22 protein-coding genes and 1 tRNA gene are annotated in these 24,602 nt (G+C 56.6%); 7 read left to right on the plus strand and 16 right to left on the minus strand.

Annotated features, from left to right (window positions below):
- Positions 1-65 precede the first annotated feature (65 nt).
- Positions 66-392, plus strand: coding sequence for a hypothetical protein (locus ACPF9B_RS14290; RefSeq protein WP_424178247.1), 327 nt, complete (start codon positions 66-68; stop codon positions 390-392).
- On the opposite strand, the gene ACPF9B_RS14295 is transcribed toward ACPF9B_RS14290, so the two are convergent.
- Positions 344-1,021, minus strand: coding sequence for a hypothetical protein (locus ACPF9B_RS14295; RefSeq protein WP_424178249.1), 678 nt, complete (start codon positions 1,019-1,021; stop codon positions 344-346). The two genes, ACPF9B_RS14290 and ACPF9B_RS14295, sit on opposite strands and share 49 nt — an antisense overlap.
- Before the next feature lie 216 nt (positions 1,022-1,237).
- On the opposite strand from ACPF9B_RS14295, the gene ACPF9B_RS14300 reads away from it, so the two are divergent.
- The 3 genes from ACPF9B_RS14300 (at position 1,238) to ACPF9B_RS14310 (ending at position 4,882) form a co-directional block, all read left to right on the plus strand.
- Positions 1,238-2,809 (plus strand): flagellin, encoded by a 1,572-nt coding sequence (locus tag ACPF9B_RS14300; RefSeq protein WP_424178251.1) that lies wholly within the window; start codon positions 1,238-1,240, stop codon positions 2,807-2,809.
- Between the two features lie 63 nt (positions 2,810-2,872).
- Positions 2,873-3,274 (plus strand): hypothetical protein, encoded by a 402-nt coding sequence (locus ACPF9B_RS14305; protein ID WP_424178253.1) that lies wholly within the window; start codon positions 2,873-2,875, stop codon positions 3,272-3,274.
- Between the two features lie 282 nt (positions 3,275-3,556).
- Positions 3,557-4,882 (plus strand): UDP-glucose dehydrogenase family protein, encoded by a 1,326-nt coding sequence (locus ACPF9B_RS14310; RefSeq protein WP_040482934.1) that lies wholly within the window; start codon positions 3,557-3,559, stop codon positions 4,880-4,882.
- Between the two features lie 7 nt (positions 4,883-4,889).
- Here ACPF9B_RS14310 and ACPF9B_RS14315 read toward each other — a convergent pair whose 3' ends face one another.
- The 3 genes from ACPF9B_RS14315 to ACPF9B_RS14325 are packed head-to-tail and all read right to left on the minus strand — an operon-like array spanning position 4,890 to position 7,699.
- Positions 4,890-5,780, minus strand: coding sequence for a dihydrodipicolinate synthase family protein (locus ACPF9B_RS14315; RefSeq protein WP_424178255.1), 891 nt, complete (start codon positions 5,778-5,780; stop codon positions 4,890-4,892).
- Between the two features lie 10 nt (positions 5,781-5,790).
- Positions 5,791-6,891, minus strand: coding sequence for a THUMP domain-containing class I SAM-dependent RNA methyltransferase (locus ACPF9B_RS14320; protein ID WP_424178257.1), 1,101 nt, complete (start codon positions 6,889-6,891; stop codon positions 5,791-5,793).
- A 43-nt stretch (positions 6,892-6,934) separates the two neighbouring features.
- Complete coding sequence (locus ACPF9B_RS14325; protein WP_007206171.1) at positions 6,935-7,699, minus strand: class I SAM-dependent methyltransferase; 765 nt, start codon at positions 7,697-7,699, stop codon at positions 6,935-6,937.
- 61 nt (positions 7,700-7,760) lie between these two features.
- Here ACPF9B_RS14325 and gloB point away from each other — a divergent pair, with 61 nt between their 5' ends.
- Entirely contained in the window at positions 7,761-8,537 is a 777-nt protein-coding gene (gloB, locus tag ACPF9B_RS14330) for a hydroxyacylglutathione hydrolase (RefSeq protein WP_424178260.1), read from the plus strand.
- Between the two features lie 176 nt (positions 8,538-8,713).
- Positions 8,714-11,032, plus strand: a complete 2,319-nt coding sequence (gene clpA / locus ACPF9B_RS14335; protein ID WP_424178262.1) for an ATP-dependent Clp protease ATP-binding subunit ClpA — start codon at positions 8,714-8,716, stop codon at positions 11,030-11,032.
- 933 nt (positions 11,033-11,965) lie between these two features.
- Here the strand turns inward: clpA and ACPF9B_RS14340 are convergent.
- The 11 genes from ACPF9B_RS14340 to ACPF9B_RS14390 all read right to left on the minus strand — a co-directional run bounded on the left by ACPF9B_RS14340 (position 11,966) and on the right by ACPF9B_RS14390 (position 22,488).
- Positions 11,966-13,462, minus strand: coding sequence for a mannitol dehydrogenase family protein (locus ACPF9B_RS14340; RefSeq protein WP_424178264.1), 1,497 nt, complete (start codon positions 13,460-13,462; stop codon positions 11,966-11,968).
- On the minus strand, positions 13,462-14,235 hold the full coding sequence (locus ACPF9B_RS14345; RefSeq protein ID WP_007206166.1) for an L-iditol 2-dehydrogenase: 774 nt from the start codon (positions 14,233-14,235) through the stop codon (positions 13,462-13,464). The genes ACPF9B_RS14340 and ACPF9B_RS14345 overlap by 1 nt, the downstream gene beginning before the upstream one ends.
- Entirely contained in the window at positions 14,232-15,236 is a 1,005-nt protein-coding gene (locus tag ACPF9B_RS14350) for an ABC transporter ATP-binding protein (RefSeq protein WP_007206165.1), read from the minus strand. Before ACPF9B_RS14350 ends, ACPF9B_RS14345 begins: the two co-directional genes overlap by 4 nt.
- Before the next feature lie 8 nt (positions 15,237-15,244).
- Positions 15,245-16,078, minus strand: a complete 834-nt coding sequence (locus ACPF9B_RS14355) for a carbohydrate ABC transporter permease (RefSeq protein WP_007206164.1) — start codon at positions 16,076-16,078, stop codon at positions 15,245-15,247.
- 11 nt (positions 16,079-16,089) lie between these two features.
- Positions 16,090-17,028 (minus strand): carbohydrate ABC transporter permease, encoded by a 939-nt coding sequence (locus ACPF9B_RS14360; protein WP_424178267.1) that lies wholly within the window; start codon positions 17,026-17,028, stop codon positions 16,090-16,092.
- Positions 17,029-17,195: 167 nt separating this feature from the next.
- Positions 17,196-18,485, minus strand: coding sequence for an ABC transporter substrate-binding protein (locus ACPF9B_RS14365; RefSeq protein WP_424180442.1), 1,290 nt, complete (start codon positions 18,483-18,485; stop codon positions 17,196-17,198).
- Between the two features lie 120 nt (positions 18,486-18,605).
- A complete protein-coding gene (locus tag ACPF9B_RS14370; protein ID WP_424178269.1) occupies positions 18,606-19,637 on the minus strand; it encodes a LacI family DNA-binding transcriptional regulator in 1,032 nt (343 codons plus the stop codon).
- Positions 19,638-19,755: 118 nt separating this feature from the next.
- A protein-coding gene (locus tag ACPF9B_RS14375; protein WP_424177528.1) for an IS5 family transposase occupies positions 19,756-20,513 on the minus strand; the annotation gives its coding sequence in 2 pieces (ribosomal slippage) (positions 19,756-20,189 and positions 20,189-20,513; 759 coding nt in all).
- Between the two features lie 57 nt (positions 20,514-20,570).
- Positions 20,571-20,738, minus strand: a complete 168-nt coding sequence (locus ACPF9B_RS14380) for an AAA family ATPase (RefSeq protein WP_424178270.1) — start codon at positions 20,736-20,738, stop codon at positions 20,571-20,573.
- 311 nt (positions 20,739-21,049) lie between these two features.
- Positions 21,050-22,237 (minus strand): tyrosine-type recombinase/integrase, encoded by a 1,188-nt coding sequence (locus ACPF9B_RS14385; RefSeq protein ID WP_424178272.1) that lies wholly within the window; start codon positions 22,235-22,237, stop codon positions 21,050-21,052.
- 164 nt (positions 22,238-22,401) lie between these two features.
- A tRNA-Leu gene (locus tag ACPF9B_RS14390) sits at positions 22,402-22,488 on the minus strand.
- A gap of 150 nt (positions 22,489-22,638) precedes the next feature.
- Between ACPF9B_RS14390 and ACPF9B_RS14395 the strand changes: the two genes are divergently transcribed.
- Positions 22,639-23,619, plus strand: coding sequence for a complex I NDUFA9 subunit family protein (locus tag ACPF9B_RS14395; RefSeq protein WP_424178274.1), 981 nt, complete (start codon positions 22,639-22,641; stop codon positions 23,617-23,619).
- Here the strand turns inward: ACPF9B_RS14395 and ACPF9B_RS14400 are convergent.
- Complete coding sequence (locus tag ACPF9B_RS14400; protein ID WP_007206116.1) at positions 23,616-24,419, minus strand: undecaprenyl-diphosphate phosphatase; 804 nt, start codon at positions 24,417-24,419, stop codon at positions 23,616-23,618. The two genes, ACPF9B_RS14395 and ACPF9B_RS14400, sit on opposite strands and share 4 nt — an antisense overlap.
- Between the last annotated feature and the right edge of the window lie 183 nt (positions 24,420-24,602).

Here is a 24,602-nt window from a genome sequence, read left to right on the forward strand (position 1 = left end):
AAAGCATTACAAACTGGTTGCTGGCCCTGAATTTACTCTTGGTCGGTTGGCTTTTGATCCGTGTGATGCGGGATCAACGCGATTTGTCGGATATCAAATCATCGCTGAAACAGATCGTTCAGTCGGTGCCGCCTACAAATAGCCCAGAAGTCACCGTAACGCAGGTCGATACACCTGTTGTTGCGCCACTGACGCAGCGGGTTGCAGCAAACCACGGACCGCAGGCAAAATCGGCATCCAATATCGTGGCGTTCATCGCAGCTCGCCAAGCGGGCAGCAGTCTGGAAGAGGCCGCGCAGCAATATGACCTGACCGAGGACGAGGCATTCGCCATATCGGTCAGCTATCGTGATGCAACGCCGTCACCGGCGAACAACGACGCCATGTCCTGATCCACAAACATCCCGCGTGCCGTTTCCTGAGCCGCCAGTACAACGCGCGTCTCTAACGTGGCCTCGATATCATTGCGGGTTTGGACGGCTTTCTCGATATTCAACGCCGCACCGATCAGCGTCCAGATATAGGCGGTTTCCAGATCGGGTCGCGTCAATATCGTTTGGTTGAACGCGACAAATTGCATGATGGCTGCGGAATTACCCCGCGACAGTCGGTCTTGTAGGTGGCTTTTGATGCGTTCCGCGATTGCATCTTTCGTGGCAGGCAGCAGTTTTTCAGCCAGCCGGTCAGCCAATTCCTTTGCGCGCTCGACACCGCCAAGCTGGGCCAGCCATGCCCATTCCAGCGCAAGGGTGTAATTCTGCGGCGTGCCTTTTCCGGCCTCCAGCAAAATCGCCAGATTGAATTGCGCGTCGTGATCGTCCTGTTCGGCCAAAGCAAAGAACAGATCATTTGCAAGACCGAAATCTTCGGCTTTTACGGCGTCAACGGCAGCGTCAAAAGGATCGGGGCTCGCATCTGACCCTTGGGCGGCCAGGCCCGTTCCGGCGACCAATAGCATCGCGCAAAAGCTGGCAGTCGCGATCCGACAAAAGCAAATAGGCAGTCGGGATAGGAATGTCATGGCAATGCGCACCTTTCAGCGGTTCACGTCCAACCCTAATAGGCTCACCGCTTTACAGCAATCGGCCTTGGCAAAGAATGTTGCCTTGCGGGGCTAAAGCTTGCGGCATCCAAGCCGTTACCACTCATAGGCCGGTTGATAGCGACAGCATGCTTCAGTTGGTTGAGAACGCGGATTTAGACTGTGTTCTCTTAATGACATAATAGGAGAGATGTGATGGCACTCGCAATTGCAACAAATACCGGCGCCTTGATGGCCGCGGCTTCCGCGTCCAGCGTCAACAGAGATATGGAAACCTCGATGGAGCGCCTGTCGACCGGCAAGCGCATCAACTCTGCCAAAGATGACGCAGCTGGCGTGGCCATTGCATCGCGGCTGTCATCGGAAATCCGTGGCACCAACCAGGCGATCCGCAACGCCCAGGACGGTCAGGCACTGATCAATACGGCCGAAGGCGCGCACAAGGAAATCGAAAACATCCTCCAGCGTATGCGTGAACTGGCTGTTCAAGCGTCGAACGACACGAACGACACAACCGATCGATCCAATCTTCAGGCTGAATTTACGGCGCTGACCACTGAAATCGACCGCATTGCCGGCGCGACCACTTGGGCTGGCCAAGACCTGCTGACTGGTGTCGGTGGCGGCAGTAGCGATGGTACTTTCAATCTGCAAGTTGGTGGCAACACAGGTGACGTGGATAAAATTACGGTTAGTATCTCTGCGATGACAACTTCTGCGCTTGGTGCTTCGGATACCACAGCCGCCGCCGTAGCAGCCATCGATGAAGCAACGGCCGTTCTGACCGCTGACTTCAGTGGCGTGACTATTGCTAGCATCGATGCTGATGTGACGGTCACAATTGGCGGAGTAACGCTCACCGCGGCTGCGACAGGTGCTGGCGATTTTGCAGATTTGGCCGCAGTGGCAACAGCACTTAACGAAGACGCTCTTAACACAGATTGGACATTTACAGCTGACGGCACCAATCTTGTTGCAACAGCCAACGATGCTGGTGCAACTGTTAGCACTTTCACGGTAGCCGGTGGTGGAACAGAAAGCACAGAAACCGCTGCAACAGCAGCCACAACAAGTCAAACAATTGCAACCGGCACTGCTATTGCTGCGGGTGACAACGTTGTGCTCACACTTTCGTTTGCTGGCGAAACCGATGTTGTAATTTCAACGGGTGATCTCGCTGCAGCAGATACTGCCGATACTATAGGCGCAGCGTTGCAAGCTGCAAACACTGATACATCGGTTTACACTGTTACTAACACTGCCGGGGTCTTATCGGTCTCACGTGCTGATGGCGTGAACTTTACAGCGACGTTTACGGTGACTGGGACTGGTGGAAGTGGAGCAGGGACTGGGACGGTAACTACCGCGGCTGCAACCGCAACTGACGGTGTTGAGGCGGACGTAACAGTAGCTGAAACTACAGCCGGTGTTACCGCATCAGCTGCAACGCCGGCGACAGGCGCTTTTGACATCAGCACTCGTGACACTGCATTGGCTTCGATTACTCTAATGGACGCAGCTATTGCATTGGTTAACACACAGCGTGCAGAGCTTGGTGCGGTTTCTAACCGTCTGGACAACACTGTTAGTAACTTGACCAACATCTCCATCAACCTCGAAGGTGGTCGTGGCCGTATCGAAGACGCTGACTTTGCGGCGGAATCGACCAGCCTTGCTAAGTCGCAGATCCTGCAGCAAGCCTCCACCGCGATGCTGGCGCAGGCCAATGCTTCCAAGCAAAGCGTGCTGAGCCTGCTGCAAGGCTAAGCGCACCACTATGCGAAACACAGGCCCGGGTTACTCCGGGCCTGTTGTGATTGGACCACAGCCATGACCCGACGTTCCATTGTTTTGATGATCCTTGCCGCCGTGGTGGCCCTTGGGCTGGTCAGGCTTGTGCTTCCCATCGTCCAAGATGCGCTGAACACCGGCGATGGCGCTTTGATCCGCGCCGAGGTGCGATTGATCAACCAATGCCCGCTTGCCAACAGCAGCTTTGCTGTGCGCAACACCGATACGGGCCGCAGCATTCCATTTTCCAACGGCAGGGCGCAGATCGAGGGTGCACAAGGCACGTACCTGCAGATCGTGCTGGCCAGCCGTTTTGACGACGTGACCTTCAGCGGCGAAAAACAACGCATCAAACCGCAGATGACCTTGACCGCCGATTGCGCCAGTGGCGAGCGGATGCGCGGCGTGATGGACGGGATCGGCGATAAATTCGGTAATTGAGCCGTTGTCATCTGCGCATCTTGTCGACCTAACGCCGCTGTCGGCATCTGCTGGCTGACCCACCGCCAGGTCCATCTGGATATCGTGGTGGTCCCGCTGGGACACTTTTTGGCAGCTTTTCATACATTGGCACGGGCCAGCCAGCGCAGGGCGCTTGCCAGGCCAATTTCTGCGGATGCAGAAAACAACTATTGCGGGTATTGGTCACTGGACCTGCGCCCCACACCGCAATAAGAAAAGATCAGATACTGCTGCGACATCGTCACGAAAGGCGCGATTGCGATGAAGATAGCCATGATCGGTACCGGATATGTCGGGCTGGTGTCTGGGGTCTGCCTTGCGGATTTCGGCCACGAGATCGTCTGCATCGACAAGGACGAGGCCAAGCTTGCCTTGCTGCGCGACGGCAAGACTCCGATCTTTGAGCCGGGTCTGGACGCCCTGCTTGCCCGTAACATGGCCGCAGGACGGCTGTCATTTACCAGCGACCTGCGCGCTGCGATCGACGGGGTGCAGGTGGTGTTCATCGCCGTAGGCACGCCCAGCCGGCGCGGTGATGGTCATGCCGATCTCAGCTATGTGTTTTCTGCCGTGCAGGAACTGGCGGAGGTGCTGACCGACCATGTGGTAATCGTGACCAAATCGACCGTGCCGGTCGGCACCAGCCGCAAGGTGGCAGAGCTCATGCGCGCTACCAATCCCGCGCAGGATTTCGACGTGGTATCGAACCCCGAATTCCTGCGCGAAGGTGCGGCGATTGATGATTTCATGCATCCAGACCGTGTTGTCGTCGGGGTGCAGACCGACCGCGCCGCCGCTGTCATGCAGGCGATCTATCGTCCACTGACCGACCGTGGCTTTCCGATGCTGGTCGCCGATCTGGAAACCGCCGAAATGGTCAAATACGCGGCCAATGCGTTTCTGGCGACCAAGGTGACCTTCATCAACGAAATGGCGCTTTTGTGCGAAAGAACCGGCGCCGATGTCAAAGCGGTCGCCAATGGCATGGGGTTTGACCAGCGGATCGGCCCCAAATTCCTGCAGGCCGGCCCCGGCTATGGCGGGTCGTGTTTTCCCAAGGATACCCGCGCCTTGGCGCGGATCGGGCAGGACCATGCAGCCCCGCTGCAAATTGTCGAAACCGTCATCAAGGTCAATGAAGAGGTCAAGCGCGTCATGATCGACAAGATCATCGACCTTTGCGACGGCCATGTTCGCAAAAAGTCGATTGCGGTGCTGGGTCTGACCTTCAAGCCCGGCACCGATGACATGCGCGATGCACCCTCGCTGACAATCGTGCCAGCGCTTGTCGGGCAGGGGGCCGATGTGCGCGTCGTAGACCCGCAGGCGTTCCGCGAGGCCGAAGACTTATTGCCCGGTGTCACTTGGCATGACGATGCCTATACCGCCGTGCAAGGCGCTGATCTGGTGGTGATCCTGACCGAGTGGGACGACTTTCGCACGCTCGACCTTGCCCGCCTGGCAGGCAGTATGGCCGAACCGCGCATGGCCGATCTGCGCAATGTCTATCATTGCGATGATGCCGTGGCCGCAGGGTTCAGCTATTACACGGGCATCGGTCGCAAAAGCGTCATGCCGCCGGTCTGATCCACGGTCAGGCCAGCGCGATGTCCAGCGCGGCGCGCAGGTCCGGCATCGCGCTGTCTGGCATCGGCAGGATCGGCCGTGGCGGCAGGGCTTTCGTCAGCCCCAGCAGATGCGCGATGCCATAGGCCACGCGCAGCCCGCCATGCGCCCGAAACAGCGCCCAAAGCGGGGTGAATGTGGCGTTCAGCTCTGCCGTGCGCGCCGCGTCCCCCGCCAGTGCCGCTTGCGTCAACCGCAAGGCCGGTTCCGGCAGGATGCCCGCCACCACGCTGTACCACGTCTGCGCGCCGGATAGCAGCGCCTCGGCACAGCCCCAGTCACCGCTGTAGCCGATGACGAAATCCGCAGGCAGATAGTTCCTCAGAGCGGCAAGATCATCCGCCAGCGTACCTTGCGCAGGCAGAGGCATCTTGACCGCCGTGATCGTCGGGATCGCGGCAAGCCGGACCAGCAGGTCGATGCTGAACGTGAAATGTGTCATGCCGGGGTTGTTGTAGATGCTCAGCGGCAGGCCAGTCGCTCCCGCGACAGCAAGGTAATGCTGATAGGCTTCTTCCTGCGTCAGCGCCGTGTAGGACACAGGCGCCATCAGCAGACCATCCGCGCCACCCTTGGCCGCATCCTGCGCCAGTGCCACGGCGGCATCGGTGCGCAAGGCGCCGACGCTCACGATCAAGGGCACATCGCCTGCCAGTGTTTCGGCGGCGATGCTGACCGCCTTTTGCCGCGCGCTACGGTCCAGATAGGCATAGGTGCCGGTGCTTCCCAAAAGACCAACGGAATTGACCTGTGCTGCCTTCAGCCGCAGCAACATGCGCGCAAGGTCATCTGCGATGATCTGCCCGTCCGGCGTCGCGGGTGTGATCGGAAAGGCGGACAGGCCAGCGAACAGGGTCATGGTGCGATCCTCACAGTTTCCCGGTCTGGAACAGCCATACCTTCAGCCCGCCATGCGGCACGGGCGCGCCTTTGGGTTTGAACGGCAGGCCGGTCGCATTGGCGAGGGCCGCATCACTGGTCACGATGCCCACGCGCCAACCTGAAAACTGCGCCTTGAGCGTCTGCCCAAGCGATGCATAAAGCCCAAACAGCAGTTTTGGATTACCGATCCTGTCGCCATAAGGCGGGTTGCAGATCACCAGACCGGGTGGCCCGTCAGGGCGCGTCAGCGCATCGACGGGCAGCGTGTCGAATGTGGTCAGGCCCACCACACCCGCGCGGTCGGCGTTCTCACGGCTCATGCGGATCGCTCCCGCGTCACGGTCGCTGCCGTAAAAGCGCAGGTCGGTCGGTGTCGGGCTGTGCTGGCGCATCGCGTCCCATGCGACGGGATCGAAACTGGCAAGCTGTTCAAACGTAAAGCTGCGGCTGCGCCCTGGGTATAGCCCTGCTGCGATTTCCGCGGCCTCGATCACGAAAGTGCCAGACCCGCACATTGGGTCCAGCACTGGTTCGGTCCCGTGATAACCACAGTCGCGCAGAAACAGCGACGCCAGTGTTTCGCGCATGGGCGCTTTGCCCACGCCTTGCTTGTGGCCGCGTTTATGCAGGCTTTCGCCGGATGTATCGACGCTGATCGTCACGCGGTTATCATCGATCCGCAGTTTCAGGACCAGTTCGGCCTCGGCGCTGATCTGATAGCCATTGGCTTTCAGCGCGGTCTCGATCCGCTGGGTGGCGGCACCGGCGTGATAGATCTTGGACTTGCGGTTGGTCGTGACCTCGACCCGCAGGGGGATATCGGTCCGCAGCACATCCGCCCACGGGAATTTATGCGCGCGTTTGTCCAGCTGTGCCAGATGGAAGGCCATGAAACTGCCGATCCGCACCAGCACGCGGGTCGCCCCCCGCAGGACTAGATTGGCGCGCCAGACATCGGGCCAGCCGCCGGTCATGGTGACGCCGCCTTGGGTCCGCTCACCGACAAAGCCCGCTGCCTGCGCCTCGGCCAGCAGAGCGGGTTCGAATCCGGGTGTTGCGGTCAGAAAAATCTCGAATGTTTGTGTCATGCTGTCCGCTTAGGGCCTTTGGCGCGGACAGGCAAATATCAAACTAGTCTGACGTGCGCGCAGATTCCGGTTTGGGCTGCGGTGCGGTGATCCCTTCCAGCGCCTTAAGGGGGCGGCGCACTGCCTCTTTCAACCCGGGCCGCGTCGGGGCGGCAGATTGTTTGGTGACCTCGACCATCAGCACACCCCCTGCCGCGATCACCGGTATTTTGGGACCAACCCGTTCGAACATGGCTGCCGACCTGCGCCAGAACCGGCTACGCGACGGTGGCTGAAACAGGGTAGATAGGGTCCGTTCGGTGACAAACCGGTGCTTGCGCAATTGCGCATCAAGCTGGGTCAGCGAATAGGGGCGGCCATAGCCAAAGGGGGTCTTATCCGTCCGCGACCATAGGCCCGCGCGGTTTGGCACCACGACCACGGCGCGCCCGCCCGGTCCCAGCACGCGCCACATTTCATCCAGCAGGGCAGTGGGGTGTTCGGATGTTTCCAGGCCATGCATCACGACCAGTTTGTCGATATGCCCCGTCTCGATTGGCCAGAGCGTGTCTTCGCATAAGATACTGACATTGCGGCCTTCGGGCGGCCAAGGCATCACGCCCTGTGGACCCGGCATCAGCCCGATCACGCGGCGCGCGTCTTTGAGATAGGGGCGAAGCAACGGCACGGCAAAACCGAACCCCGCCACGACCTGTCCCTTTGCCTCGGGCCAGAGCGTGACAAGCTCGTTACGGATCACCTGTTGCGCCGCGCGTCCCAGCGCGCTGCGATAATAGAAGTTTCGCAGGTCCAGCACATCAAGGTGCATTGCGGTTCAGACCTCCTTGGACGACACTTTGCAAACAATACCAAGGAAAGGACGGTTTGCCATGACAAACACAGCACCCCCTGTCGAACTGGTCACCGTGCCCTGTCTGCGCGACAATTATGCCTTTGTGCTGCACAATGCCGTGACCGGGCAAACCGCCCTGATCGACGCACCAGAGGCATCGCCGATCAAGGCTGTGCTTGCGCAGCGGGGCTGGCAGCTGACTGATATCCTACTGACGCATCACCACGACGACCATGTCGGCGGGCTGCAAAGCCTGCGTGGCGACGCAAGGGTGATCGGTGCGCGGGCAGATGCGCACCGTCTGCCGCCGCTGGATCTGGCGGTTGCAGAAGGTGATCTGCTGCATATCTGCGGGCAGGCCACCCATGTGATCGACGTGCCGGGACATACAATCGGGCATATCGCCTTTCACATGCCGAATGCCGGGTTGGTCTTTACCGGCGACAGCCTGATGGCGCTGGGCTGCGGGCGGCTGTTCGAAGGTACGCCTGCGCAGATGTGGGAAAGCCTGCTGAAATTGCGGGCGCTGCCACAGCAAACCATGGTCTGTTCAGGGCATGAATACACAGAATCGAACGCACGCTTTGCTGTGTCCCTTGACCCCGACAATGCAGACCTTAGGTTACGTATCAAGACAATTGAAACGGCGCGTGCGGCAGGCAGGCCGACAGTGCCATCCGGGCTTGACGAAGAGCGGCGCACCAACCCGTTTCTGCGCGCCGATGATGCGGGTCTCAAGGCGCATCTGGGCATGCAGAACCAGCCGGACGTAGATGTGTTTGCGCAGATCCGCGCAAGCAAGGACAGATTTTAACCACGAACAGACCGGTGCGTGACGAAAACCGGGCGTTGTTTCGATCTTCACATTATTTGTGAAGCGCAGAATAAAAAAAGTCCTTGAAGGTTGGGAAATAAAACCAAACTTTAAGAGGTAGAGGCCAAGGTGGGACCAGCGCATGCTGGCCGACCCCGATGTGAAGGAGCACAGACGTGCCATCATTTTCAACGACACTCGAGCAGTCGATCCACGGTGCGCTGGCGCTGGCCAACGAACGCAAGCACGAATTGGCCACGCTGGAACATTTGCTGCTGGCCCTGATCGACGAACCGGACGCTGCGCGCGTCATGCGCGCTTGTTCGGTCGATCTCGACGACCTGCGCAAGGATCTGGAAGATTTCATCGACGATGACCTGTCCACGCTGGTCACCGATGTCGAAGGGTCCGAAGCCGTGCCAACGGCTGCGTTCCAGCGCGTGATCCAGCGTGCGGCGATCCATGTGCAATCGTCGGGCCGGTCAGAGGTGACAGGCGCCAATGTGCTGGTCGCGATCTTTGCCGAACGCGAAAGCAATGCTGCTTACTTTTTGCAGGAACAGGACATGACCCGCTATGACGCGGTGAATTTCATTGCGCATGGCGTCGCCAAAGACCCCGCTTTTGGCGAAACCCGTCCTGTGACAGGTGCTGCCGATGAGACTGAACAAACCACCGGTGCAGACCCCGAAAAAGAAAGCGCGCTGGCGAAATATTGCGTCGATCTGAACGCCAAGTCGAAAAAGGGCGATGTTGATCCCCTGATCGGCCGCGCGCATGAGGTTGAACGCTGCATTCAGGTCCTTTGCCGCCGCCGCAAGAACAACCCGCTGCTGGTGGGTGATCCGGGCGTGGGCAAAACGGCGATTGCCGAAGGTCTGGCATACAAGATCGTCAACAAAGACGTGCCGGATGTTTTGGCCGGTGCCACGATCTATTCGCTCGACATGGGCGCGCTGTTGGCAGGCACGCGGTATCGCGGTGATTTCGAAGAACGGCTCAAGGCTGTGATGACCGAAATGGAAAATCACAAGGATGCGGTCCTGTTCATCGACGAAATCCACACTGTGATCGGGGCTGGTGCCACATCGGGTGGTGCGATGGACGCTTCCAACCTTCTGAAACCCGCCTTGCAGGGTGGTAAACTGCGCTGCATGGGGTCGACGACCTATAAGGAATTCCGCCAGCATTTCGAAAAAGACCGCGCCTTGGCGCGTCGGTTCCAGAAAATCGACGTGAACGAACCTTCGGTGCCGGATTCGATCAAGATATTGATGGGGCTGAAACCCTATTTCGAAGAACATCACCACATCAAATATACAGCCGAGGCGATCAAGACCGCCGTAGAACTGTCCGCGCGCTTTATCAACGACCGCAAATTGCCCGACAAGGCGATTGACGTCATCGACGAGGCAGGCGCAGCCCAGCATCTGGTTGCCGAAAGCAAACGGCGCAAGACCATCGGCACCAAAGAGATCGAGGCTGTCGTGGCGAAAATCGCCCGAATCCCGGCCAAAAACGTGTCCAAAGATGATGCCGAAGTGCTGAAAGACCTAGAAAAAAGCCTCAAACGGGTTGTGTTTGGGCAGGACAGGGCGATCGAAGCCTTGTCATCGGCGATCAAGCTGGCCCGTGCCGGTCTGCGTGAGCCCGAAAAGCCGATTGGCAACTACCTGTTCGCGGGTCCGACTGGCGTCGGCAAGACCGAGGTGGCAAAGCAACTGGCCGATACGCTGGGTGTAGAATTGCTGCGCTTTGACATGTCCGAGTACATGGAAAAGCATGCGGTCTCGCGGCTGATCGGTGCGCCTCCGGGCTATGTCGGGTTTGATCAGGGTGGCATGCTGACCGATGGTGTCGACCAGAACCCGCATTGCGTGCTGTTGTTGGACGAAATGGAAAAGGCGCATCCGGATGTCTATAACATCCTGTTGCAGGTGATGGACCATGGCAAGCTGACCGACCATAACGGTCGCACCACGGATTTCCGCAATGTGATCCTGATCATGACATCGAATGCCGGTGCTGCTGAAATGTCCAAGAACGCGCTTGGTTTCGGCCGCGAGGCCCGGACAGGCGAAGACACTGCCGCTATCGAACGGATTTTCACGCCGGAATTCCGCAACCGCCTGGATGCGATCATCAGCTTTGGCGCTTTGCCGAAAGAGGTGATCATGCAGGTCGTGGAAAAATTCGTGCTGCAGCTCGAAGCGCAGCTGATCGACCGCAACGTGCATATCGAACTGACGCAAGCCGCCGCCGAATGGCTGGCCGACAAGGGTTATGATGCGAATATGGGCGCGCGACCGCTGGGTCGTGTGATTCAGGAACACATCAAGAAACCTCTGGCCGAGGAATTGCTGTTCGGTACCCTGGTCAAAGGCGGCATCGTCAAGGTTGGAGTCAAAAATGGCGAACTGGACCTGACGTTTGAGGCCCCACAGCAAGGCCGCATCACCGGCAGCAACAAGCCACCGCTGCTGACGGCGGAATGACAAATCTATCTTGCCCCGCAGATCATTGCGGGGCCAGATGGTTTTGATGTTCATGCGTCGTGGCCACAAACGCAATTACAGCGCGACACATGCAGATATGCGTATCTCAAACGCCGCAGCAGCATCCTGCTGCGTTCAAAACACCCCGTGTTGATTGACTGTCAGAACTTGCTCACCCGATTGCGATGTTCCGCGTGTCATGGTGTCGTCAATGCGCGCGTGTCCTTCTTCTTCTATTTCGCTGTTTCTAGGCTGGCCTTGACACGGTGGCTCTCGTTTCCAGTCTTCAGAATATGACTGCGATCTCGGCTGACGATCCTGACCGCGGGTCGCAGCAGACCACGACCTATGCCCAGCTTCATACGCCCTTCGAGACTTGAAAATCCTGCAGATGACCCGGATCGATACCAGTGCGCCACAACCACAGCCACGATGCGGCAGTTGCCGGCTGCGGGCCACGCTCTGAGTTGTTAGTTCAGCTCTGACCGTCAAAGCTGGCAATGCGAGAAAACACAAACTCTATCGCGATCCGAATTGTGAAAGCCGATGCACAACACCTGACCCACCCCGCGAGTAAGCGTTCGATTTGTACAGATAGTGTTTGGGATTTTTGGTGCCCAGGAGAGGATGTGGTCCATCTCTAATTGTCATGCAGTTATAGAGGCTTAGCGACTACCTTCGGACCGGAAGTGGTCCAGAAAGCGGTCCCGATTTTCGAACTCAGACGTCATGAGTTTTGAGCCGAAGCAGACCTTGGCGGACAGCGCAGCGGGAGACCCGTGTGAACTCAGGGTGACCGATGCTGCAAACAGCACAGATGACTGTAAAGGGTGGAGGAGACTTTCGCTGCGCCTGCGCAAAGCAACGCGAAACCCCAAGATGCCGAGGGTGATTTTGCAATGTCTTGGTCGGATTTTCCGCTGTGGTACAGATTTACCGGCTCAAATAGTTTTGGATCGCAGCGGACATGCCATCGGCCCAAATCCTACGTAATGCGGTCTTGAAGGCTGCCACAAAGCGCGCGTTTTCCGCCAAATCACCATAAATATGTGTCATCGACAGCCATGCAGCAGGGTCATCTTTTGCGCGCAAAGCGATCACATTGAGATCAGCCCAGAAAGGATCATTTGGCGCAATAACAGCTCCATCTCCGCGTGTTCCGGCGCACATCCGCGCCCAAGCGGCTTCGATCAAGGCAAGCCCATCAATTGACGTACCAGCCGCCAAACCATCACGGATAGAGGGCAGAACAAACCCCGGATGACGTGATGATCCATCAAAGGCGACACGCCGCGTGGTGTCTACAATCATTGGGTTCGCACAGCGGCGCTGGATCAGCTTCACATAGGCCGAAGGTGTCATATCGGGCACCGCATCCACATGAGGCGCTATTTCCTCGTGGGCGATTTTCAAAAACAGCGGACCGAGCAGATCGTGTTCCATGCAGCCCGAAATCGTGTCGATGCCAAGCACCTGGGCGGGCACCGAAATAACCTGATGGCCACCGTTGAGAATGCGAATTTTCATCGCCTCAAAGGCATGCACATCATTGGTGAATTGTGCGCCGACCTTGTCCCAATCGGGGCGGCCTGCGCAAAAATGATCCTCGATCACCCATTGGCGAAAATCCTCGTGGGTGACGGGGGCTGCGTCATCAACACCAAAACCTTTGGCCAAGGCCAGTTCATTCTGGCCCGTAGCAGGCACGATGCAATCGACCATCGAATTCGGGAAGCTGCAGGTGTTGTCGATCCAATCTGCCAATGCCGGATCGGACAGGTGGGCCAATGAGACGACCGTCTGGCGCAGGATATCGCCATTGCTCACAAGGTTGTCGCAACTCAGCGCGGTAAAGGCGCCAAGGCCCATTTCTTTGCGCAGCTTCAAGGCCGCGACAATGGCGCCAAATGCAGTGCGCGGCGTGGTTGGGTTGGCGGCATCATGCACGATATCAGGGTGGGCCGCGCCAAATCCTTTGGTCGCAGGATGGATGAAATACCCCCCTTCGGTCACGGTCAATGACACGATCCGGATATCAGCTTGCGCCAATTGCGCGATCAGCGCGGCATTGCCATCTTCGACGGGCAAGAAATCGATCATCGATCCGATGATCTCTGCGCCTGAACTATTGGTCGACAGTTCGATCAAAGTGGTCAAGCAATCCTGCGCCAATAATTTATCCCGCATGGTCGCATCTGTGGCGCGCACGCCTGCACCAATAATGGCCCAGTCATGCGCCAGCCCTTGTTGCATCAGGCGGTGCAGATACCATGCCTGATGCCCGCGATGAAAATTACCCACCCCGATATGTACCATCCCCGCACGCAGGGCGGCCCTGTCATAGCGCGGGCGCAAAATCGTTTCGGGAAATGCGTCGAGATTGGCAGCGTTAAGTTTCATCGGGCTGTTTTTGTGCATGTGATCTTTCATCAGCTCATCCAATTCCCACCGTCGACGTTATAGGTTTGGGCCACAATGTAATCGGCATCACTGGTTGCCAAAAACAACGCCATGCCTGTCAAATCAGTGGGGGTCGCCATGCGGCCATAAGGGACGGCGGCACCGACCTCGGCCTTTTTCTGCCCAGCAGGTTTGTTTTCGTATTTTGCGAAAAACGCATCCACACCGTCCCAATGTGCGCCGTCCACGACCCCGGGTGCGATGGCATTCACGTTTATTCCATGTCTGATCAGGTTCAATCCGGCACTTTGCGTCAGGCTGATCACCGCGGCCTTGGATGCACAATAAACCGCGACCAAGGGTTCGCCGCGACGGCCCGCTTGAGAGGCCATATTGATGATTTTGCCTTTGATCCCTGCGTCGATCATATGCCGCGCGACCGCCTGAAGGGTGAACAGCGTGCCTTTGACATTGATGTCGAACACACGGGCATAATCCTCGGGAGAGATCTCGACGATAGGGGCGGCAGAAAACACAGCTGCATTGTTGATCAAAATATCGATCTGCCCAAAGGCCGCGATGGTTTGATCGACAGCCTGTGTGATGCTGGCTGGATCGGACACGTCCATATGCACAGCGAGGACCTGATCACCTAATGCTGTCGCCGTTGCTTGGCAAAGGTCTCGGTCAATATCGGCAATTGCGACACGAGCACCGTTTTGCAGATAGGCTTGTGCAAATGCGCGGCCAATCCCGCGTGCGCCCCCTGTGATCAGGGCTGTTTTTCCCAGTAGGCGTGTCATCCTATCCGCAATCCGTCTGCGCCAAATTTGTGCAATTCACCCAGGCGCGGTGACAGCGATACTTTGTCCCCATGTTTGACGGCAATGTCCCCGATAGAGCGCACAGTCAGCACCTGTTCAAACCCTGCGACCTTCACGTGCAAAAACGTGTCAGACCCCAGATGCTCAGAAACGCTGACTGTGCCCTCCCATGTTCCGCCTGATGCCACGACATCGATATGTTCGGGACGGATCCCGATTGTCGTGGCGCCATATTTGGCGGCGAGTGGTCCGGTGATCAGGTTCATTTTGGGCGATCCGATAAAACCGGCGACAAACAGGTTACGCGGCGCGCGGTACAGTTCGAGAGGAGAGCCGACCTGTTCGATCACACCGGCCTGCAGCACGACGATTTTATCGGCCATGGTCATGGCTTCAACCTGATCGTGGGTCACATAGATCATGGTGGTCTTGAGTTTGTTGTGCAGTTCAAGGATTTCCATCCGCATGCCCACACGTAAGGCCGCATCAAGGTTCGACAGCGGTTCATCGAACAGGAATGCCAAAGGTTCGCGCACAATCGCACGGCCAATCGCGACACGCTGTCGTTGTCCCCCCGAAAGCTGCCCGGGTTTGCGGTCCAGATAATCTGTGAGGTTCAGCGATGTCGCCGCAGTATTCACCTTGGCGTCAATTTCGGCCTGATCCATCTTTTCCATCCGCAGCGGAAAGCCGATATTTTTGCGTACGGTCATATGCGGGTAAAGCGCATAGGACTGAAACACCATCGCCAGCCCCCGTTTGGACGGGGGTACTTGGGTGACGGTGTTGCCATCAATGATGATGTCGCCCGATGTGTTATCCTCGAGCCCTGCAATCAAGCGTAGCAATGTGGATTTCCCACAGCCCGAAGGGCCAACGAAGACAGCAAATTCGCCATCTTCAATCGTCAGGTCTAGCGGCGGAATGACTTCTATTTCGCCAAATTTCTTGCTGACTTTTTGAAGTACAATACGTCCCATCGGATTTCCTATTTCACAGCGCCAAAGGTCAAGCCTTGGACAAGTTGTTTTTGGCAGAACCAGCCCAGCACCACGATCGGGCCGACAGCGGCGGTGGAGACAGCGGACAGGCGGCCGAAAAATAGCCCCTCTGGCGCGCGGTTGCCTTCAATGAGCTTAGACAATGTGGCCGCGTCAATCGTGGTCAGGCGCACGGTCCAGTAGGCCTCGTTCCAGCAAAAGATAAACACCAGCAAAGCGGTTGATGCGATGCCGCCCCACGCCAGCGGGATCAGTATTTCGCGCACCTCACCCCAGGTGTTCAGCCCGTCCATCTGGCCTGCTTCGATGATATCCTTGGGGATGTCCTTGAAGTATGTGAACAGCATCCAGACCGCGATGGGCAGGTTAATCAGACTGAGCACCATGACGATCAGAAATTTTGTGTCATAGATGCCCAGCGATTTGGCCATAAAGATCATCGGGTAAAGGACCGCAGCCGCAGGAAGCATCTTGGTAGACAGCATCCACATCAAGATATCCTTGGTGCCGCGTGACGGGTTAAAGGCCATTGCATAGGCGCAAGGCACGGCCACGAACAGCGTGAACAAGGTCGCCGTAACCGAGGTGATGACTGAATTGGTCGCAAAGCGCCAATAGTCATAATTATTCGTCATATTGGTGTAGTTTTCCAAGGTCGGCGTAAAGCGGAACAGGAATTCGGGTTTGACCGCATCCGCATCCGTCTTGAAGCTGGTCATCACCATAAAGAAAATCGGGAAGAAAAACAGCAACCCCACAGCCCAAGCCAAAACAGGCCAGGCGACTTTTGAAAACTTTGTATGTTGTGCGACGATGGCCATTGGTTTTGTCCTTATTCCATCAAGGTCTTGCCAAGCATCCGAAGCAGGAAGATGGCAACAATATTCGCAAGAATGACGGCAAAGATGCCCGTTGCAGAGGCGGCACCAATGTTGTTGTTGACCAACTCACCAATGTAATAGGGCAGGTTTTTGTTCCCGTTGCCGCGGCTGACGATCTCGATTTCTGCATAAAGCGACAGATGGAAAATCGCCTGGATCATCACCACAATCGCAATCGGGCGAGCTAAATGCGGCAGGGTCAGAAACCGGAATTGTGACCAACGGCTGGCCCCATCTAAAATGGCAGCCTCTTTTTGTTGCTGGTCCTCGGATTGTAGGGATGTCATCAAAATCAGCACCGCAAACGGCGTCCATTGCCATGTGACCATCATGATCACCGCATAGGCAGAGGTTTGCGTCGCACGGAATGAAATAGGCTCGAATTGCGGCCAGAGCGAAAAGAAACTGCCGACCACAGGCGCATCGCGCAGGAGTGCGACAAGATCGTTTGCACCCGCAACGGCAGCCCCCTGCAACCCCAAAACAGGGTCGAGCAACATATTGATCCATAAAACGGCATTTACCGCAGGCATCACAAAGAAGGGCGATATCAACAGGACACGGACAATCCCACGCCCCAGAAATGTGCGGTTGATCAAGATTGCAATCGCCACCCCAAGGATCACAGTCAAAAACAGGATCGAGCAAACGATCAGTAGGGAATTCTGGATCGCCAGCCAAAACGAATCTTGGTTCCAGACATATTGGTAATTGCCAAATCCACGCCAGTTACTGATCGACGGCGAGGTCCACTCAGGACGATTGGTGCTCGCGAGCACATAGCGGATAAACGAAAAGAACAGGGTCATGCTCAACGGAACAAGCATCCAGAACAACAATAACACGATGGCTGGGGTCTGGAGCAGGCGGGGAATGGTGCGGTTGGCCACGGCTCAATTCTCTCTAGATGACGCGAAGCTGCGAAATTATGTATCGTTTGGCATGACTGGACGGATTGTGATCGGGGGTAGCATTGCACAGGCAATGCGATTTTACCTCGATAAAGTCGAGGGTATCAGGCCCGCGAAATGACGCGGGCCTGAACCGGAGGAAGGGCTTAGTAATACCCAGCTTCTTGCATGATGGCGTCAGCCGCAGATTGGGACGCTGCAAGTGCCTCGTCTACAGTTTTTGCACCTGACAGGGCGGCTGCGATTTCTTGTGCAACTGCTGAACCCACTTCGGGAAACTCAGGGATCGCGGCAAACTGCACGCCAACATATGGCTTGATGTCTGTTGCTTCTGGTGCCGCGGAGTTGATCGCTGCCAATTCGGCGTCTGCAAATGCTGCCGCAGCTTGGAACTCGGGGATCGCATATGTGGATGTACGTGTCCCTGTTGGAACGGAACCCCAACCAAAGTCTGGGTGGTTGCCGACAGCTTCTATATAGGCTTTGGATGTGGCCCATTCGATGAATGCTTTTGCTTCATCTGTCTTGTCCGTGCCTGTTGGCACAGCCATCGCCCAAGCCCACAACCAGTTCGCGCCAACTGGGTTCCCAGCGTTTGGCGATTGTGCATATGCGACACCGTCGACTTCGAGGAAAGAAGCCGCGATTGTAGCATCAATCCACATGCCACATTTGCCTTCGTTATACAAAGCGAGGATCTCGTTGAACGAGTTGCCTTCGGAACCCGGAGGCCCGTATGAACCCAGCATATCAACGTAAAATTCGATCGCAGCTTTCCACTCGTCGGTATCCAAGGTTGGCTTCATGTCTGCATCAAACCATGCACCGCCAAACGAGTTCACAACAGTCGTGACGAACGCCATGTTGTCGCCCCAACCCGGCTTGCCACGAAGACATGCACCGTAAACGCCGTTGTCTGGGTCGTGCATTGCAGCGGCTGCTGCTTTCACGTTGTCCCAGCTGTCATTGTCAACGATGGAAACGCCAGCGGCATCGGCCAGGTCTTTGCGATACATCACCATGGAAGATTCACCATAGAATGGTGCAGCATACAGAACGCCGTCCGCGGACAGACCGTTGCGCATTGCTGGCAGCATGTCGTCAACGTCATAATCTGCGCCAAACTCAAGTGGCTCGATCCAGCCTGCTGCGCCCCAGATGGGGGCCTCTTGCATGCCGATGTTGATGATGTCGTACTGACCACCACCGGTTGCTGTGTCAGAGGTGACCTGCTCGCGCAGAACGCCTTCTTCCAGTGAAACCCAATTCAGGGCGACGCCGGTGGCTTCTGTGTAAGCTTCTGCAACGGTTTGCATGTTGATCATGTGGCCGTTGTTCACAATTGCGATTGTCAGCTCTGTTGCATGCGCATCGGCAAACGCGCCGCCCGCTGTCACAAGTGTTAGCGCTGTCGCGCCGTAAAACGCGTTCTTCATAGACATCCCGAAGTCCTCCCAAGGTTGGATGATGGAGAGAAGCTAGTCGAGAAACATACGCGCCGTCAATAAAGAATTTACGCGCGTAAAATATTATATTAATACAATCACGACAATAACTTAAGCGGAGCCTCGCAAGACAAGCGTACCAGAAAATAGCGCAGCCTCACGGCTTTGCGCGCGCTCGCCCCGTTCGATCAAGGCCAAAACCGTCTCGACACTGCGTGTCGATATCGAATCGTAGTCTTGGGAAATCGTGGTGAGGCTTGGGCAGGTGAATTTCGAAAACGGGTGATCGTCATGACCGGCAATGCGCAATGCGCTGCCGGCGCCTCGGCCAACCCGTAGCCCTTTTTCAAAGGCTGCGGATAACAAACCGATGGCAAGCCGGTCGTTCGAACAAAGCACCGTATTGGTCTTGAACTGCCGGTCTGTCAGCGCCTTTGAGCCGCCGCGAAACCCGATTTCTTCAAACCCCCAGCCGTCGCCTTCAACCTGAACAAGCTGTGGGTCATGCCCAAGCTGTTCCATTGCCGCGATATAGGCTGAGCGGCGTTTATAGGCGTTGGGATTGATGGGCGTTTTCATCTCAAAAAAAACAGGCGGCTCGCCACTGCGGCACAGGTAGTCGACGATCAGGCCAACGCTTTGACGGTTGTCGGACCCGAAAAATGCCTCTCCGATGCCGTCAAGATTGGAGTCAAACAGAACCGTGGGGCAGTCCTGCGCAAATGCGGCAACACCTGCCAAGTCCGAAGCACGGCCCAAGGGCGCCAACAAGACCCCGGCAGGTTTGATCGCACGCAGACTTTCGAGATTGTCCAATTCCTGATCAGGGCCGTCATGCGAGCTGAGCAAGACAGGGGTGAAACCAGCCCTGAGGATCAAGCCTTCAAGCGTGCGGGCGATACCAGCAAAGAAGGGATCGGTCAGGTTCGGAACGACCAAGCCAATCGTGCGCGTTTGGCGGCGGTTTTGATTGATCGCATAGACATTCGGGCGATAGTCGTGCTGCTTCAAAGCGGCTTCAATACGTAGCTTTGTTGTCGCGCGCACGCTGTTTGGGTCATTGAAATATTTGGAAAGTGTCGGGCGTGAAATCCCACTTACTGCAGCGAAATCTTCCATGTTTTTGATTTTCGCTACTGTCATCGTCACTTCCTGTTTTTTAAGGCATCTCTGGGTCAAAGATTCGACACCGTCGGTTAAAAATTTACGCGCGTTAACAGGAAATTTCAAACACAGAAAATTTTAGAGCTAGGGTCAGGACTCATAACCAGAATATGACGGTTGCGGCGAGAGCGATTGCCGATAGGAAGACCTTGGGGCAACGATCATAGCGGGTTGAGACGCGTCTCCAGTCTTTGAGCCTGCCAAACATGCGCTCGATGCGGTTCCGGCGTTTGTAGCGACGCTTGTCGTATCTGACGACCTTGTTGCGTGACTTTCGACCTGGGATGCAGGGACGAGTCCCTCTGTCTGCTAAGGCTTCCCGGAACCAATCTGCATCATAACCCCGATCCGCCAATAGCCATTCAGCATCCGGTAGACTGCTGAGCAAAGCCATGGCACCGGTATAATCGCTGACCTGACCAGCCGTGATGAAGAAACGGATTGGGCGGCCGCTGGTGTCAGTGACAGCATGCAATTTTGTGTTCATGCCGCCCTTTGTCTCACCGATTAGGCGTCCACGCCCCCCTTTTTAAGCCGCAGGCTTGAGGCCGTGCGGTGTGCTTTGAGGTAAGTCGCGTCGATCGAGATGGTCTTATTGTCGGGTGCCTCCGCTGCCAAGCCTGTCATTATCCGAGCGAATACACCTGCATCGCTCCAACGTTTCCAGCGATTATAAAGCGTCTTGGGTGGCCCATACGCAACGGGCGCATCACACCAGCGTAACCCATTGCGATTGATGAAGATAATGCCGCTCAAAACATGCCTGTCATCGACGCGCGGCTTACCTCGGCTCTTTGGGAAATACGACCGTAGCCGCACCATCTGATCTTCTGTCAGCCAGTAAAGATTGCTCATCGTACCCCCAAATCATTGGTGGTCGTGAATCATGACGACAAACCAGCATCAAGGCATTTAATGGGTCCTGACCCTAGCGCCCAGACAAAGGTCTATTGCATCAAGGATGGTCGTCTTACCCGCATCCCCTGGGCCGATCAGACAATTGAAGCCCTCACTTGGGCACCAAGACAAACTCTTGATGCTTCGAAAGTTCTGAATATCAATTTTTCGAATAGTGGGCATTTGTTCATCCAATACTAGCAGAAGGCAGATTCCGCGTCGATAGTTGCAAAACCTGCAATCATCCTAAAGTAGAGCGGGTAAGGGAGCCAGTTCGAATGCGCTGATCAGCGTTGTTAACACCTTCTCCTCAATAACTCGATATCACAGGTCTTTGGCCGCCACTGACAACTTCAGCGATCTTAGGCAATTTAGAGCCTGAGGCGAGCCCAACCGACAACCTGGCGCATGCTAAGTATATGATTTTAATGGTGTCCCACACGGACTCGCACCGGGGACCTACTGATTACAAATCATTGCTTGAGGTTTCTTGCTCACTCTGTGTCGCGAAACTTGCCGACAAGGTCTGCCCAGTCCTGCATCAGTATGACCCGTTGATCCCAGTAAGTTGCACGGTTGTATGTCCGACGAATGACGTTCTTGTCTTGGTGTGCCAACGCCGCTTCGATTACGTCAGAGTCGTAACCCCGCGTATTCAGGATTGTGCTGGCGGTCGACCGGAAGCCATGTGCGGTCACTTCGTCCTTGGTGTAGCCCATCCGGCGTAGAGCAGAATTGAACGCGTTCTCGGATAGCCACTTGCGGTTCGAGTTCAACGACGGAAAAACCAGTTCCACACCCTCAACACTGATCCAGTTTCGTTTGACGAGTTCCATAGCTTGATCTGATAGCGGGACGATATGATCACGGCGCATTTTCGTGCGATCAGCGGGGATGCACCAAGTCTTTTTCTCAAAATCAAATTCTGCCTGCTTTGCACCACGAACTTCGCCAGGACGGGTCATCGTCAGGATTTGGAACAGCAGGGCGTCTTTGATCACTCCCGCACCAGTGTATGCGTTTAGGTCACGTAGAAACTGACCAAACGCCTTTTCATCAGTGATTGCGGCGCGGTTGGTCACTTTGACCGGCAACAATGCGCCTTTGATCGCATAAGTTGGGTCGTTGTCGGCGCGAAGGCTTACAACCGCGAGCCGAAAGATGCCGGAGAGGGTGCCGCGTAGCTTCTTCGCGGTCTCACGTCTGCCACTGGCTTCAACTTTCTTGAGGAGATGAAGGATCTCCGCAGAGGTAATTGCGTTCATTGGACGGTTGTGAAGGGGGGCTGCCAAGGTTTCAACGTGCCAGACTTTCTTGCGCAATGTTGCGTCGGCCAGTTCGCGGTCATGGGCCATCTGAAGGTATTCTTCGGCAACAAGCAAAAAGGTTGTGCGCGATTGTGTTTCAGCTTCGATTTGGTCGAGACGTTTCTGCACGGCGGGATCGTCACCGTTTGCCACCATTGCCCGAGCCTCATCACGCTTTTTGCGGGCTTGGGCCAGGGTCACGTCGGGGTATATCCCATGAGATAGCAGTCGTTCTTTGCCGAAGTGGCGGTACTTTTGCTGCCATATCTTCGAGCCGTTTGGCTTCACCAGGACAAACAAACCACCGCCGTCCGACAGCTTATAGGGTTTGTCCCGAATCTCTGCTTTCCTGATCTTTACATCCGAAAGTGCCATTGGGGGTATCGACCTTTCACTGTGGGGTTAATACCCCCAATGATACCCCCAAATCGCATGTTTTCTGGGGGTATCTTATGTTCAGCTATGGTCAAACGGATACGACAAATCGCCGAAAACATCAATGTTTACAGGTCGCTATGTTCATCAATGTTAGGGGTAAATGGTGCCCAGGAGAGGACTCGAACCTCCACATCGTTGCCAATACTAGCACCTGAAGCTAGCGCGTCTACCAATTCCGCCACCTGGGCAGGTGTGCTGACGGGGCAATAAGCCTGCGGCGCGGGCGTGTCAACGGCTTTCGATCTGAAATCAGTAGGATCTTTCACAGCGCCTGATTGCGCCTTGTCTGGCACCGGTCGGGGCGGTAAACGAGGGCGAACGGGAACAAAGGCTGTCTTATGTCAAAGCTTGTCACCATTTTCGGCGGATCCGGTTTTGTCGGGCGTTACATCGCCCGCCGCATGGCGCAAAACGGCTGGCGCGTACGCGTCGCCGTGCGCAACACGAACGAGGCGATGTTCGTGCGCACCTATGGTGCCGTCGGTCAGGTCGAGCCGGTTTTTTGCAACATCCGCGATGATGCCAGCGTGGCGGCTGTCACGCATGGGGCCGATGCTGTTGTCAATTGCGTCGGCGTTCTGGCCGAGCTGCGCAAGAACACCTTTGCCGCCGTACAGGCCGAGGGTGCCACACGCATTGCGCGTATTGCGGCCGAGATGGGCGTGGCGCGTATGGTGCAGATTTCGGCCATTGGCGCCAGCGACACATCCGTCAGCGCCTATGCCCGTACCAAGGCCGCTGGCGAACAGGGCGTGCTGGACCATATGCCGGAAGCGATGATCCTGCGCCCGTCGATCATTTTCGGGGCCGAGGATCAATTTTTCAACCGTTTCGCAGGCATGACGCGGCTTGGCCCCGTGCTGCCGGTGATCGGTGCCGATACGCAGTTTCAGCCGGTCTATGTCGATGATGTGGCCGCCGCCGCCGTCAAGGGCGTGCTGGGCGAGGTGCCGGGTGGCATCTACGAACTGGGCGGGCCTGATGTCGCGACCTTCCGTGAATTGATGCAGACGATGCTGGCTGTGGTGCGCCGCCGCCGGATGATCCTGAATATGCCTTTCTGGGCCGCGCGGATCATGGCGGGTGCGTTCAACATTCTGCGTGTTGTGTCGCTGGGTCTGGTGACGCCGCCTGTGACGCGTGACCAGGTCGAAAATCTTGCCTTGGACAATGTCGTCAGCGACGGGGCCAGGGGTTTTGCCGATCTGGGCATCGTGCCTACTGCAATGATGGCTGTCCTGCCCGATTACCTGTGGCGGTTTCGCCCGTCGGGCCAATATGACGCGATCAAGGAATCGGCCAAGAACCTGCGCTCCTAACTATAGGCGATCATCAGCAGCACGATCCCGAGGCCGATGCGGTAGATGACATAAGGTGTATAGCTGACGCTGCGCAGCAGTCGCATCATGATTGCCAGTGCCGCCCAAGCAGCAACACCAGACATGACAGCGACGATGGCAATGTCGCGCAGGTCCGCTGCCGTGGCGGTGCCAATGACATCAAGGCTCAGCAATGCGCCAGAGGCGATGATCGTCGGTATCGACATCAGCATTGAAAGCCGTGCCGCGTCGGGGCGGGCATAGCCCAGCATCCGCGCCGCCGTGATCGTGATGCCAGACCGTGACGTGCCGGGGATCAACGCCACCGCCTGCCACAGCCCCATGACCGCCGCATCTTTCATTGTCCAGCGTTCGGCGGTCTTGACCGTCTCGCCTTTTTGGTCGGCGATATACAGCACGATCCCGAACAGCAGCATCGCCCATCCGATCACCGCGATCCCGCGCATTGCGTCGGCCAAACCGGTCACTTTCAGAATAAGCCCCGCGATGATGACGGGGATTGTCGCGATCAGCAGGCATAGCGCCAAGAACGCGCCTTGTGTATCGATCTTGCCGCGTAGCAGGCGAAGCGCCCCGGAAAGTGCCAGACGCACATCGGGCCAGAAATACACGATCACCGCCGTGAGCGTGCCAAGGTGCGCTGCCACGTCGATGATCAGCCCCTGATCGGCCATCCCTGTCAGGCTTGGCAGCAGGATCAGATGGCCCGACGATGAAACCGGCAAAAACTCGGTCACGCCCTGGATCAGTGCAACCAGTAGAAGGTGGAACATCGTCATAAAAGCCGCCCCGGTGATTCGTTCTCTGCACCCTAGCCTCAGGAAAATCTGATGGAAGCAAAGATATAGGTCCCATATGTTACCTAATATGAGGTAAAAATACAGGTGTTAACGCCAACTTCATAAAAATACTTCAATATAGGTCAGCAATACTGCCTTTTCATTTCTTTGCCCCCGCACTAG

It is taken from the genome of Yoonia sp. TsM2_T14_4 (assembly GCF_049602355.1).
GTDB classification, from domain to species: domain Bacteria; phylum Pseudomonadota; class Alphaproteobacteria; order Rhodobacterales; family Rhodobacteraceae; genus Yoonia; species Yoonia vestfoldensis_A.

Coding starts and splice junctions, on each gene's coding strand:
- ACPF9B_RS14355 (WP_007206164.1), bottom strand. CDS start 16,078: ATGGCCATCGTCGCACAACATACAAAGTTTTCAAAAGTCGCCTGGCCT.
- ACPF9B_RS14300 (WP_424178251.1), top strand. CDS start 1,238: ATGGCACTCGCAATTGCAACAAATACCGGCGCCTTGATGGCCGCGGCT.
- ACPF9B_RS14365 (WP_424180442.1), bottom strand. CDS start 18,485: ATGAAGAACGCGTTTTACGGCGCGACAGCGCTAACACTTGTGACAGCG.
- ACPF9B_RS14325 (WP_007206171.1), bottom strand. CDS start 7,699: ATGCACCTTGATGTGCTGGACCTGCGAAACTTCTATTATCGCAGCGCG.
- ACPF9B_RS14400 (WP_007206116.1), bottom strand. CDS start 24,419: ATGACGATGTTCCACCTTCTACTGGTTGCACTGATCCAGGGCGTGACC.
- gloB (WP_424178260.1), top strand. CDS start 7,761: ATGACAAACACAGCACCCCCTGTCGAACTGGTCACCGTGCCCTGTCTG.
- ACPF9B_RS14310 (WP_040482934.1), top strand. CDS start 3,557: ATGAAGATAGCCATGATCGGTACCGGATATGTCGGGCTGGTGTCTGGG.
- ACPF9B_RS14370 (WP_424178269.1), bottom strand. CDS start 19,637: ATGACAGTAGCGAAAATCAAAAACATGGAAGATTTCGCTGCAGTAAGT.
- ACPF9B_RS14395 (WP_424178274.1), top strand. CDS start 22,639: ATGTCAAAGCTTGTCACCATTTTCGGCGGATCCGGTTTTGTCGGGCGT.
- ACPF9B_RS14295 (WP_424178249.1), bottom strand. CDS start 1,021: ATGACATTCCTATCCCGACTGCCTATTTGCTTTTGTCGGATCGCGACT.
- ACPF9B_RS14350 (WP_007206165.1), bottom strand. CDS start 15,236: ATGGGACGTATTGTACTTCAAAAAGTCAGCAAGAAATTTGGCGAAATA.
- ACPF9B_RS14315 (WP_424178255.1), bottom strand. CDS start 5,780: ATGACCCTGTTCGCTGGCCTGTCCGCCTTTCCGATCACACCCGCGACG.
- ACPF9B_RS14385 (WP_424178272.1), bottom strand. CDS start 22,237: ATGGCACTTTCGGATGTAAAGATCAGGAAAGCAGAGATTCGGGACAAA.
- ACPF9B_RS14340 (WP_424178264.1), bottom strand. CDS start 13,462: ATGAAAGATCACATGCACAAAAACAGCCCGATGAAACTTAACGCTGCC.
- ACPF9B_RS14305 (WP_424178253.1), top strand. CDS start 2,873: ATGACCCGACGTTCCATTGTTTTGATGATCCTTGCCGCCGTGGTGGCC.
- ACPF9B_RS14345 (WP_007206166.1), bottom strand. CDS start 14,235: ATGACACGCCTACTGGGAAAAACAGCCCTGATCACAGGGGGCGCACGC.
- ACPF9B_RS14320 (WP_424178257.1), bottom strand. CDS start 6,891: ATGACACAAACATTCGAGATTTTTCTGACCGCAACACCCGGATTCGAA.
- ACPF9B_RS14290 (WP_424178247.1), top strand. CDS start 66: ATGCGGGATCAACGCGATTTGTCGGATATCAAATCATCGCTGAAACAG.
- ACPF9B_RS14380 (WP_424178270.1), bottom strand. CDS start 20,738: ATGCCCACTATTCGAAAAATTGATATTCAGAACTTTCGAAGCATCAAG.